Annotated in this window: 12 protein-coding genes and 2 pseudogenes; 4 read left to right on the top strand and 10 right to left on the bottom strand. The window is 40.3% G+C overall.

Features of this window, described 5'->3' with window-relative positions; genetic code table 11:
* Window positions 1-28 precede the first annotated feature (28 nt).
* The 5 genes and pseudogenes from METHO_RS00430 to METHO_RS00410 all read right to left on the bottom strand — a co-directional run bounded on the left by METHO_RS00430 (window position 29) and on the right by METHO_RS00410 (window position 5,632).
* Window positions 29-1,006: a TIM barrel protein gene (locus tag METHO_RS00430; protein WP_015323549.1), complete on the bottom strand. Its 978-nt coding sequence runs from the start codon at window positions 1,004-1,006 to the stop codon at window positions 29-31.
* A 64-nt stretch (window positions 1,007-1,070) separates the two neighbouring features.
* The gene (locus METHO_RS00425; protein WP_015323548.1) at window positions 1,071-2,237 is read right to left on the bottom strand and encodes an adenosylcobinamide amidohydrolase; all 1,167 of its coding nucleotides are present in this window, start codon (window positions 2,235-2,237) and stop codon (window positions 1,071-1,073) included.
* A gap of 191 nt (window positions 2,238-2,428) precedes the next feature.
* A pseudogene (locus METHO_RS00420) lies at window positions 2,429-3,539 on the bottom strand (transposase).
* A 205-nt stretch (window positions 3,540-3,744) separates the two neighbouring features.
* Window positions 3,745-5,175, bottom strand: coding sequence for an MATE family efflux transporter (locus METHO_RS00415; protein ID WP_015323547.1), 1,431 nt, complete (start codon window positions 5,173-5,175; stop codon window positions 3,745-3,747).
* Window positions 5,168-5,632, bottom strand: coding sequence for a MarR family winged helix-turn-helix transcriptional regulator (locus tag METHO_RS00410; protein WP_015323546.1), 465 nt, complete (start codon window positions 5,630-5,632; stop codon window positions 5,168-5,170). Before METHO_RS00410 ends, METHO_RS00415 begins: the two co-directional genes overlap by 8 nt.
* A gap of 95 nt (window positions 5,633-5,727) precedes the next feature.
* Between METHO_RS00410 and METHO_RS13495 the strand changes: the two are divergent.
* Window positions 5,728-5,889 (top strand): annotated as a pseudogene (locus tag METHO_RS13495) (transposase-like zinc-binding domain-containing protein); the annotation flags it as partial.
* Between the two features lie 5 nt (window positions 5,890-5,894).
* On the opposite strand, the gene METHO_RS13850 reads toward METHO_RS13495, so the two are convergent.
* Window positions 5,895-6,242 (bottom strand): hypothetical protein, encoded by a 348-nt coding sequence (locus METHO_RS13850; protein WP_015323545.1) that lies wholly within the window; start codon window positions 6,240-6,242, stop codon window positions 5,895-5,897.
* A gap of 264 nt (window positions 6,243-6,506) precedes the next feature.
* Between METHO_RS13850 and msrB the strand changes: the two genes are divergently transcribed.
* The 3 genes from msrB (at window position 6,507) to METHO_RS00390 (ending at window position 8,211) form a co-directional block, all read left to right on the top strand.
* Window positions 6,507-6,905: a peptide-methionine (R)-S-oxide reductase MsrB gene (gene msrB / locus METHO_RS00400; RefSeq protein ID WP_015323544.1), complete on the top strand. Its 399-nt coding sequence runs from the start codon at window positions 6,507-6,509 to the stop codon at window positions 6,903-6,905.
* Window positions 6,902-7,822, top strand: a complete 921-nt coding sequence (locus METHO_RS00395; protein WP_015323543.1) for a WD40 repeat domain-containing protein — start codon at window positions 6,902-6,904, stop codon at window positions 7,820-7,822. The genes msrB and METHO_RS00395 overlap by 4 nt, the downstream gene beginning before the upstream one ends.
* An 89-nt stretch (window positions 7,823-7,911) precedes the next feature.
* Window positions 7,912-8,211, top strand: coding sequence for a DUF1294 domain-containing protein (locus tag METHO_RS00390; protein WP_015323542.1), 300 nt, complete (start codon window positions 7,912-7,914; stop codon window positions 8,209-8,211).
* 19 nt (window positions 8,212-8,230) lie between these two features.
* Here METHO_RS00390 and METHO_RS00385 read toward each other — a convergent pair whose 3' ends face one another.
* The 4 genes from METHO_RS00385 to aglJ form a co-directional block, all read right to left on the bottom strand.
* Window positions 8,231-8,590, bottom strand: a complete 360-nt coding sequence (locus tag METHO_RS00385) for a carboxymuconolactone decarboxylase family protein (RefSeq protein WP_015323541.1) — start codon at window positions 8,588-8,590, stop codon at window positions 8,231-8,233.
* A gap of 445 nt (window positions 8,591-9,035) precedes the next feature.
* The gene (locus METHO_RS00380; RefSeq protein WP_015323540.1) at window positions 9,036-9,662 is read right to left on the bottom strand and encodes a class I SAM-dependent methyltransferase; all 627 of its coding nucleotides are present in this window, start codon (window positions 9,660-9,662) and stop codon (window positions 9,036-9,038) included.
* A 137-nt stretch (window positions 9,663-9,799) separates the two neighbouring features.
* Window positions 9,800-11,089, bottom strand: coding sequence for a phosphomethylpyrimidine synthase ThiC (gene thiC, locus METHO_RS00375; RefSeq protein ID WP_015323539.1), 1,290 nt, complete (start codon window positions 11,087-11,089; stop codon window positions 9,800-9,802).
* 293 nt (window positions 11,090-11,382) lie between these two features.
* Window positions 11,383-12,303, bottom strand: coding sequence for an S-layer glycoprotein N-glycosyltransferase AglJ (gene aglJ, locus METHO_RS00370; protein WP_015323538.1), 921 nt, complete (start codon window positions 12,301-12,303; stop codon window positions 11,383-11,385).
* Window positions 12,304-12,305: the final 2 nt, after the last annotated feature.

The raw sequence follows: 12,305 nt of genomic DNA, 5'->3' as shown, positions 1-12,305 counted from the left end.
AATCAAATATACTAGAGATATATTCTTTTTATATTTCGTTCCCATACAATGCTTGTATCTGTGTTCGAAGCTTCCAGTCAAGTTCAGGCAGGCTGTTGGTTTCAAATTCATGAGTAAGGAACCGCGGCCTCACGAAGTCCACGATCTTCCTGCAACCTTCTTCAGTAAAAGGCATGTGCTGATCTATTTTTGAAACATGCTCCATGACAGCAATGAGACGCTCATGGAAAGAGAGGTCATAGTAACCCTCAGGTGCACCATTTCTTGCCACTTGCATCTGATAGTCACCCGATAGACTGCAATGCAAGTGCATTCCTTCTATCCTGTCAATAATATCTTCCGGATACCTTGCCAGCAGATCCAGTACCGAATCAATTGCAGTCCTTTGATCAGTGCAATTCATTATTGCATTCATTAAATGGCCTGTATCAAGTGTAAAAGCCCAGTTATCAAATTCAAGGGATTCTATAAAATGAATTGTTGCAGCAGTGTCCAGCAAGTTTAGGCCAGGCCACCACAGGTTCTCTAAAAAGAGCCTTACTGGTGGCTCTCCATTTGGAAAAAACGATAAAGACCCATTGAGAAAATCTGCAGTTGAATCCATGACCTCTGTATCAGAAACCCCAAAATTCCGGGTGAACACATGGTCCAGCTCCACATAAGCAACATGAAAAACTCCATATTCTGCATCTATAGATGCAGCATTCTCAAGAGCACTCCTAAAGTTCGAAATCATATCCTGGCGATCATGACCTCCGAACAGGAAAAACTTCTCATTTTCATCCATATTTCCATTGAAAGATTTTTCATCCACCCATGCACGATGCCTTCCCATCCAGTAAGGTAAATGTACACCTTTAACTATCCCGGAAGGAATATCTGGAAGAAGATTATGATCAATGAAAAGCTCTACACCATCAAGTCCATGAGACCTCACGAAAGACTTCACTTTGTTCCAGTCATTTTCAAAACGTGACAGGTCACTCTCATGAAGAGAGAAGTTCATTAAACTTTTAATGTTAAAACCTCACAATTTTGTATACATCTATAGTGTATAAAATGATCAAGAATCATTTTTCTACCATGATACTGTTTTTCACCAGCCAGGCTGTCATGTATACCAGATTATCAACAATACTATCATAACCGTTCAGTAAGTCCTCTGGTGGCTTTTTGTTGCTTCCTAACAGGATCGGAAGCTGCTGAAGAAGAGCAAGTGCCATTGTCCGTGCTGAAGTTTCAGGTAGTAGACCCCAGGAAACTTCATCAACTATGTGTATAATGGCAGAAGTGGTTGTTACCAATAAAGGATTAGCTGCTATTTCCCTCAGGTCTTTCAGGAAACGCATTTTACGATTCTCACCTGCCATATGGGAAGCCACTTTCCAGTAATATGCTTCATCCACCCCGAACCTTTCCAGCCTCAATAACATATTAAGCTGGGAAATAGGCGTAAGTTCCGACTGCTTCTCAAGTGCTTTCTTAGTGGCTTCTATCACACACTTCCCTATAAGTTCCCCTAGCTTGGAATGCGTTCCTCCATCCGTAAGCTTCAGAGAACTTGTCATATTGCAAATAACAGCGATCATATCCGTGCCTGAGCCTGTGGCTATTCCCTGGGAATATCTGCTTGGGACCATCAACTCCTGCAGAGCCACTGCCTTTGCTTCAGTAGCAGTCATAGTGACACGAGACATCGTATATTCCGGAAGGTGCGCATTTATTACAATAATGGTATTTATGGTCCCGTTTATGGGGAAATGGTTTCCGTTCTCCTGATAGTATGAAGCTGGATCCCCTGCTCTACCCCCATTTATTTCAACACCTCCGGTTACTATTGCAGTAACCTCAAGACCTCTGAAACCCTTGCTGACTACAGCGACATTATTCATGTTCGCAGCAGTTAGCATGCCAGAGCTCTTTAATGGATCGAATCCTAATTTTGAAGCCAGCAGGGAAAGGTAAGCAGATACGTCTCCACCTTCCAGTTCCTCACCTTTTTTTACTCCACGTGGAATCTGGTTATTGATAATACATTCCAGGTCTTCGCGATAACCTCCGTTAAGCCATGAAGTAGTAAGAGCACTCCTGCCAGAGGGAAGTTTTATGACTATGGAGCAATCCTGCCTGTATACCTTTTCTCCGCCAGGAAGCTCCAATAACATCTGCAGAGCAGGCTCTTCCTCGCTATTAAGATTTTCTGGGCTGTTTTTTTCAGGAGAGCATGTAATGTCCATGGTTACCCACCTTACAAAATAAAATACGTCTTTTACTGTTCCTGAAAATACACTTGCATATCCGAACAGAAAAAAGAACCTGTACAAAAGTTGTGACTATTAACTATAAATAGATAGTGCATGAGAGCCTAAAATAAGAGGAGGCCATCAAATTAGCTCCTTATATTTCTATTCTAATTTGATGTACTTTTTTAGAATAGCCTCCCAAACGAATTCCTGAGTTTAACTTTATTTTGCAATTCAGTAAGCACTAATAGTTGATAGGAAACGAAATTTAGCAGAGAGTAGAGAGCTCTGCTCTCTACTCTTATTCTTCTGACATCGAAGTTCATCGTATCTTTCATGTGGCCATGTACTTTTTCGCATTCTACTCTTTTCTTGTATAACTCCCAAAATAATTCATCGAGGATGTTTTGATTTCTTAGGTACATCCCAACTTGTTCTTGTCTTCCATTTTCATACAGAAACTTCAGCTTATTTTCTATTTTGGTATGAACCTCTCCACCAAGTTTCCACATTTTGTTCACCCAATGATCAATCCTCTCTACTTCACCTTCTTTGTGCAATACTGCATCACAAGAGTAGGAAATAATTGGTTTTGCATTCAGATGATACCATATATCTGCATTGTTTTGGAATGAGTCATAAGCTCCATCCGCAGCATAAAATTCAATATTAGCTTCCATTTTCTTTAATGCGTGTATGTGTTTGATAAGTTCCGTAGAATCAGAACTAAGGCCATTAGTATATGTCATAAATACCGGATAAGTTCCAATCATTGTAATGTGAGCTTTGTCCATTTTACATTTATAATGCGGATTATAATCCGCATATTTGTCATATCGTGAAGCTTCAAGAGGTGTTGAATCTATCTTGGCGTCTTTTAACTTTGAGCTTTTAAGAATCTTTTCGCCTACCATTATTATTAGTTCATTGATCCCCATCTTCTCCAAGTCTATATTTTACAAAATGATGGAGGGTTCCAGCTGAAGGAAGTCTTATTTGCCCATTTTTATCACAGAACGATAGCATAATAGCTTCTTCTTCTGTTAAACTGGATACTGTTTTTTCATAAGAGAGATTCCTGAAGCACTTTACAATAAAGAGCTTTATCATTGAGGAAACGTTATATTTAAAATGCCAACGTTTGTTGGTATACACAGTACGTTCAACGTATTGTGAAATGTCTTCTATACAGAGAAAATGAAGAAATTGGCAAATAGAGGCAGTTTCTCTGTAAAGATAGTTTTCTATGGAGTCCTCGAAGAGGACTCCTCTATACTCGATAGATTTTTTATCCATAAAGAAGCAAAATTTTTTATATTTATAGCTACCACTGACCAAAAAAAAGAGAATAGCAGTATCAACGAAAAAAGGAATAGGTTTTTAAATCAAAATCCTAATTTGAGATTCTCAAGAGTATATCTTGTATATAAGAAAGTTCAATAAAAATAAAAAAAGTGAGAAGAAAGAAAGGAAATGAAGAGAAAAGGGCCTGATAGTTACTTCAAAACTCTCCATGTACCACAGATAGCTTTTCAGGAACATGCGCCTGCAGTTTACGAACATACAGGTATACCCATCCAAACGTCATGATGGATCCTAATACATTTCCAAAGACCAATCCCCACCAGACGCCTGTAAGCCCCATCCCCAGGTAATAAGAGAACAAGAAGGCAAAAAGGGGTGTCATTATAAGTGACCGGATGATAGTTGCAATAAGTGAACTTGTGCCTTTACCAGTGCCCTGGAACAACGATGAAGAAAGCAATCCCATCGCAGTCGTGGGATAGAAAAGAAACGCGATCTTAAGGAAAGAGGTTATGTCCTCAGTTATATGAGCAGATGATTCAGCCTGCGTGAAAACCGTAGCAATATAAGGTGCAAGATAGAAAGTAAATATGGCAATGCCAGTTTCGATGATAATACCCAATTTTATTGAATATAGAAGTAACGGCATGAGTTTTTTGTAGGAACGCCCACCATATACAAAACCGGATACTGTCATTACTGCAGTTCCGATACCTACCAGAGGTGCTATGGCTATCATTACTACACGCCACCCCACGGCATAGACAGCAACACCATCAGTATTATTTACTGCGATGATAACTAGGTTCATAATGACCATAGTGAATGCCATAGATAATTGCTGCATAGCTGATGGCAAGCCTACCTTGGATATCTCCTTGATTATACCAATGTCCGGAATGAAATCACGGAATTTGAAAGAAACGTATGTGTCGTTTTTCAGGAACAACCATTTGAAGATCATAGCAGCGGTTATGCCTAATGAGAGTACAGTCGCCCATGCTGCTCCTTTGATCCCCATACCAAAGGTGTAAATGAACAAAGGATCTAAGATGATGTTGAGCACAGCTCCGAATATCATTGCATACATAGAGCGTTTAGCATCGCCCTCACTCCGCAGTATGGCACTGGCCACATTAGTGAAGAAAATGAGAATACCTCCCGCAAATACTATACGCCCATAATCCATGGAGAGATCTACTGTCTTACCTGCTCCTGCAGCAATAAAGATAGGTTTTGCAAAAATGAATAGCGGCACACTGACCAGAAATGTAAGTAACAGCATGAGGAACATGGTATGCACTGCAACATTGTCAGCAGCTTTCTTGTCTCTGGAACCAAGTTTTCTGGATATGGCAGACCCCCCACCCAGGCCAAGTCCTGTGGAAAGTGCAATCATGGCCATGAAAAAAGGGAAAACAAAACCAATCGCTGCGAGTGCATCGGCACCAAGACCTGAAACCCAAAAAGTATCCACCAGATTGTAGACCATCTGCACTGACATGGCAAGCATCATAGGCATGCCTAATTTTAAGATAGCCTTTCTGGGATCACCCATTAAGGTCTTCATCCCTGTGGTCATATGACCGGGCTTGTGTTTTTCACCTGTATGTGAACTTTCATTCATCTGTGGTCTTCCTGATCTGTTCCCATTTAGATATATTCGTGCCAGCCCTCTGAATCATGTTTCTGAAAGATATTTTTTCCTCATAGCTAAAATCTTCCAGCAAAATGCTGTTAAGTTCTTTTAGAACAGAACACAATATATCACCTAGCTCCTGACCCTGTTCCGTAAGGAATACTTTGTATGCCCTTCTGTCTTCAGGATCTACAAGCCTGCGCACATATCCGGCACTTTCCAGCCGGGCTATTGACCTTGCACTCGTTGCTCGGTCGCATTTTAAATAAGCTGCAAGCCTTTCCTGGCTGATACCATCCTCGTGAAGTAAAAGCATCAAGAAAGGGAACTGGGCATCACCTATCCCATATGGCTCGAGCCGTCTTCCCATGAAGTTCCTAATGGACCTGAAAAGGTGGGATACATCCCTACCAATAGATTCCTGTCCCCTTAGTTTGTCCATCATTGTAGCTTCCTATTTGTTGCGTGCGCAATAATTGCGTATGCAACTAATAAACGTATCGATGGGATTCGGAAGTTACAAAGTGACTAGGCAAAAGAATGAATTGCCCAAGATGTGAGAGTTCCAGCCACAAAAAGAATTTTATAGTCAATGGACGTCAACGATACAAATGCCATGATTGTGGAAACTATTCAGTAGAGATCAAATCAACTGCCCGCTCTTCTTATATTAAAAGACCGGCTTTGCAACTCAGTCTTGAATTTTTTTATAATGTATACGATACACTGCTTTCTTTCAGGCTTTGCAGTACAATATTGAAAAGCAGCAGCAACTTCCCCTCAAGGAAAAACACAGCACTGTTGCTGCGATCCAATTTTGATGCAAATAGCACAGTGAATTCCAGGTCCTTTTCTGCTTCCATCTGCACATTGCGATAAGGATCTTCAGATGAAGCAATTCCCTCCCACACGATTCTTTCCAGATTTCTTACATCAAGATACTTCTCTGTCCAACTTCGGAGGGCATCAGTATATTTTTCTGAGAATGCCATATGATTTATTACACAAAAAGCGTGTTCTTTCTGATCCATACACATTTCAGCAGAGCATGCCACAATATCACCCCTGATCCAATGGATAATTCCCTACCATATAATCTGGCATGATACTATTTATATATTGTATACCATTCATATTTATTATACTATTTAGATTTATATTGTGATATATTTAGTTGATAATGCCCTAAAACCATTGTTACTTTTTGATTTTATACTGTTTGCGTAAACTATTTAAGATAGAATATATCAAGCCTTAATAAGGAAAATTACGTCAAGAAATTTTGCCTCACTTTTTTTTGAATGGGAGGGGGGAATTGTATGTCATTATGTGAAAAAAAATCAGAAGAGGACTGGAAAAAAATCTTAACACCTCAACAGTATTATGTGTTGCGAGAAAAGGGAACCGAACCTGCTTTTACCGGCAAATATTACCAAAATGAAAAGAAAGGTATCTACCTGTGTGCTGCATGTGGTCAGGAATTGTTCGATTCGAAGACGAAGTTCGATTCCGGTACAGGATGGCCAAGTTTCTGGGCACCTGTATCTGAGGATAAAGTTATCAGAAAACCAGATAACAGTTATTCCATGCAAAGAACAGAAGTGCTTTGCAGCAGATGTGGTAGTCATCTTGGGCATATTTTTGATGATGGCCCGGCTCCCACAGGTGAAAGGTTTTGTATGAATTCCATTTCATTGGAGTTCAGGGAAGAATCATGACCTCAGAATGCTTTTTACTTCAGGGCGAGAATATGAAGAGAGACTATATCAGATTCAATGCTCATAAAGGTCATGTTAATAATATATGTATTACAGATGCCGGAAAAAAAACATTATCTGCTGGTACAGATGCAGTGGTAAAACTCTGGTCGTTCCCTTCCTGGAAGCTGATAAGAGAGTTTAAAGGTCATACTAAAAGTGTGAAAAGTATCTCGATTTCCAATCAGCACAGTATAATTGCTACAGGTTCATCGGATCATACTATCAGACTTTGGTCCTGTACTGAAAATCTTCCTTTGAAAGTTCTTACCGGACATCGCAATATTGTATCATCTGTATGTATTTCACCAGATGGGAAATTGCTAGCTTCGGGTTCTTACGATGGAACTGTACGGTTATGGGGCTTACCTGAAGGTGAAGAACTATTGGTCCTTAAAGGCAGTCCCGACAACATTTCCTGTGTTCTTTTCACTCCAGACGGCGAAAAGCTTCTAAGTGGAGGCATAGGTGGCGATATATATGTCTGGTCTTTATCTGAACGTAAACTTGAACAAATACTACCAGGCCATGAGGTTGCCTTAATGTCGATGGTGCTGACCCCGGATGGGAAGTATTTCATTAGTTCCGGATACGATCGGAAGCTGCGTATATGGTCTCTGAAAGACTTAGAACAAGAACGTTCCATAGGACTTGAGGGAACAGGTCATTTTCCTCTTGCAATATCTTCAAATGGCAAGACTTTTGCAGTGGGAATGGATTATGATATTGTCCTGTATGATTTCTGTTCAGGGGAAATTGTGTCAAATATACCTCTCATAGTCAGAACCGTGACCAGTATAGCCTTTACATCAGATGGGAAGAATCTTGTTGCCGCCACAGGTGATGGAAAGCTGAATGTGTGGGATTTTGGCAAATAAATCGATTTAAATCTTTTTTATTCTTTTTTTGTATCACCACTGCCATTATCAAAATAAAATAAATACATTGTTGTACATTATATGACAATATGCAACCTGAGTATTTTTTAATTAATTTTTTGTTGGCATATCTTACAGTGGTTAATATCGTATCTTTCAGCCTTATGGGCCTGGATAAAAAAAGATCAAGAGATCAAAAATACAGGATATCTGAAAAACAACTGTTCACATGGGTCATTCTAGGAGGCAGCTTAGGCGGCTTTATGGGAATGCATGTTTTCAAACACAAAACCAAGCATCCTCAGTTCAAATTCGGTTTTCCTCTGATCCTGTTTTTCCATTTAGTTATGATAGGGTTCTTAAGGTTCAGGGTCTTGCCTTTAACCTGAAATCATAACATAAAGGGTTTCAGAAACCCAATCTTTCCATTTCTTTAAGTATCTTTGGACTGAAATCAGTGAAGTTCTGTATTCCGCCGGTCCAGGCTGCAATCATCATAGCATCTTTTATCTCCTGAGAGGTTGCCTCAAATTTTTTAAGTCTTTCCAGGATCTTGAGTGCACTTTCTACATTGAGTTTTGAGCATGCTATAGTAAAAACCAAAAGATGCTTTTGCTTCATGTTCAACCCGTTTTCCCGCTCCTTCCATACAGCTTTATAATATCCTGCAAGGGCTTCGCCGAACTCTTCATCTATCTGAGTGGCATAGACCACAGACCTTGGCTTAAAACCCTTTACATCTTTTGCTTCTTGTATCTCTTTGTTCATGATCATCAGTAATGATTCTACGGGAAAAGATTTAATTTTATGCATTCAGGTGTATGATTGTGGTTCAGGAAGTTAACGAAAGGGGTGCATTTACGAGGATGTGGATTGTACCTGTCGGTCGAAAATTAACATGATGATCTGTAGTGACGTATCGGAAGTGATATTAGTGAAAACCTCAGTAAAATTGGAAGATGAAGGGTATCTTTCCGGGGAAGACTGCTGTCCTCCCCAGAATTTGATGATGACTATACTTATCTGGAAGATACAATTGTGATACCCTCTGAATACCATATACTAACATAATTATATAAATATTGTGCTTTTAAGCCACCAAATCACCAAAACTGAGTATTATACTGGTTGCAATACAGAATTTATACAACATCTCTGCAACTCATATTCCATTTTATTCATATAATCATGCAGATCCCATTTGCACAAGATTCTATCTCCTGACACATTTGATTATCTTGAATATACCGTATATAACAGATAGTTCTTCAACCACTTCCATTTCTTGTCTTTTAAGCAAGGATCCAAGATCAGAATGTATAAATTCAGGATAGTACTTGCTTTCGAATACTCTGGCAATGTAATGGACAAAATACCTTGCAAGCCTGCTTTTGGGGGAAGTAGCATAGTCTATGATGAATATAGTGCCATCAGTTCTTGTAACTCTACCCATTTCCTGCAAAACTTCTTGCCTTATACTCAAAGGCATTTCATGTAAAGCAAGTGAAATATAACTGATATCGAAATACTCTTCCTTGAATGGAAGTTTTGTCGCATCAACGAGAATAAAATTTGCATTATTATATCTGTTGTTCCTGACAGCCAGCCTTAACATAGATTCTGAAAGATCGATACCAACAACTTCGTAGCCCCTTTTTGCAAATTCAAAGACTTGCTTTCCAGTGCCTGTAGCTACATCCAGTATCTTAGAACCTTCTTTTGCATCGATGAAATCTGCGACTTTAGTCCTGGTGCCAGAGAGAACTATTTCTGTCAAATCATACACATAAGACAATCTGTGAAATAATTTCCTTGTGTATAAGTAGTAGTCTTCTTCCATGATGTTCAACTATCCACAACCAGAACATTTGCAGCACAGTACATAAAACCAGCCGTAAAGATGTATTTAATTTTTGAAGAAAAAATTAAAATAAGTATAAGATAGAAAAAAGAGGGTAAGAAGTAATGCAAAGGGCATTACTTGCAAAGGTCGTAGTTCTGGTTGACAATCTTGAGTGCGCAGAAGTCACCGCACATGGTACATGCATCTTCATCGCCGGGTGCTCTACTGTCCCTGACGCTCTTTGCAAGCTCCGGATCGAGTGCCAGATTGTACATCCCCTTCCAGTCGAGTTTTGCACGTGCTCTGCCCATTGCAAGGTCAACTTCACGAGCGGTTTCCGGATACTTAACCATGTCACCGACGTGAGCTGCGATCTTTGAGGTCTTGACACCTTCAATGACATCCTGGAGGTTTGGAAGTGCAAGGTGCTCTGCAGGTGTTACGTAACAGAGGAAGTCACAGCCAGCTGCTGCGGATGTTGCTGCACCGATTGCTGTTACTATATGATCCCGGCCTGCACCGATGTCAGATACGAGCGGACCGAGCATGTAGAATGGCTTTCCATTGCTCATTGCCTTCATGAGCTTGACATTCATTTCTACCTGGTCAAGTGGTACGTGGCCTGGACCTTCGACTATGACCTGCAGATCGTATTTGTCGTGTGCTTTATCTGCGCATTCGGAGTTGATAATGAGTTCCTGGACCTGTGCCCTGTCGGTTGCATCGTGAACTGCACCTGCACGCATTCCGTTACCTGTGGACAGTGTGACTTCGTGTTCCTTGAGAATCTCACAAAGGTAATCGAAGTCTTTGTAAAGTGGGTTTTCCTTCTGGTTGTGGAGCATCCATGTGCTCATGAATGCACCGCCACGGGAGCAGAGACCACCATATCTGCCGTGTGCCTTCAACCTGTCAAGAACAATGTTATTGATACCAGTGTGAATTGCCATGAAGTTTGTACCGAGCTTTGCCTGTTCCTCAGTTGCATACCAGAGGTCGTCCTCTGTCATGTGGACAATGGAACCATCCCTCTTTGCTGCTGTAATGAATGCCTGGTAGAGTGGCACAGAGCCTACGGAGAGTGAAATTGCATCACATACAAGCTTTCTCATTTTAAGGAAGTCGCCGCCAGTACCTAGCTCCATCAGTGTGTCAGCACCAGCTGCTTCTGCTGCTTTTGCTTTCTTTACTTCCATTTCCTCATCTATAATGTCTGATGATGCGCCTATAGATGCATTTACCTTGGTCCTGAGACCTTCACCAATACCACAAAGCTTAATGTTCCTGTAGGGAGTCATAGGGATAACTATTCTGCCTGCAGCAATTCCCCTTCTTATGAACTCAGGATCTTTGCCTTCGTCCTTGGCTACAATCTTCATCTCTTCTGTGATCTTTCCATTCTTTGCATCTGTTACTATTGTCATGATCGATACCTCAATGGTTACTATATCCTACACAGTACAGCTCTTATATAAGACTTTTTAAAAAATTAACTTTTGTTTAAATCAAGTTGACTTTACTTAATTCCATGAATTATTATGCCAATAAAGATTGCCAGCTATTTTTCACATTCTTGCTGCCTTTTTTAATATCTAGAGCTCAAGTGTGACCTTGAGTATATAAACAAAATGAAGCTACATGAAAGTAAATCAAGTTGATCTTATTTATTGTAAAGTAAATATGATAGTCTTGAAAGAAAAAAACGGTTTAATGCAGGTTATTGTTTGCCGGACTTATCCTTCTGTCTCAGCACGCGCATGATCTCCATATGCATAGAAACCATAAGATCGCTTAGCATCCCCAGAACGAATATTTGAAAGCCAGACATGATAAGCAAAGCAGTAAGAACTGTCATAGGTATACGTGTGATACCTTTGAACCACTGGTCAACTACGTAAGTGCCTGTTACAAAACCTGAAAGGATCAAAATAGTGCCAATTATGCCAAAATAGAACATAGGGTTATGGAACCTGGCTAAAAGATAGATCGTTTTACCTATTCTAAAACCATCTTTAATAGGATTCAGCTTGGTTGCCGCATCAGACTTGCGGGAAAAATAAGAAATGGGTACTACTTCTATCAGGTGGTCAAGTTTAATGCTCTGTATAGTCATTTCGGACTCAACTTCAAATCCCATTTCTTTGAGATCAAAAGATTTGTAAGCATCTCTTGTAAAAGCTCTGTATCCGGTCAATATATCTGTAAGATTTTTCCTGTATGCTATACTGAATAGAGTATTAATGAGTTTGTTCCCTATCAAGTTCAGGCCTGGAAAAGCCCCTTTTTCGAAGTCAGCGAGCCTGTTCCCTATCACATGATCTGCCCGGCCCTCTAACAGAGGAGCCAGCATTGCATGAATATCCGAGGCAAGATAAGTACCGTCCCCATCCAGCATTACGAGATACTCAGCATCTAGCGTTTCAAAGGCTTGTTGGACAGCCTGGCCTTTCCCTTTTCCCTTCTGTACGATCACCCGGGCAGCTTCAGTTTCTGCAAGTTCCTGTGTATTGTCGGTACTATGTCCGTCTATGACAACTATGTTATTGAAACCTTCATATCTGAAATCCCTTATTAGCTGAGCTATAGTGGCTCCTTCGTTAAGTGTAGGAATCAGTATACAGACGTCTTTTTCCTGCAAGA

This window comes from Methanomethylovorans hollandica DSM 15978, assembly GCF_000328665.1.
GTDB classification, from domain to species: domain Archaea; phylum Halobacteriota; class Methanosarcinia; order Methanosarcinales; family Methanosarcinaceae; genus Methanomethylovorans; species Methanomethylovorans hollandica.
This window is presented reverse-complemented; position numbering and strand designations above follow the sequence as displayed.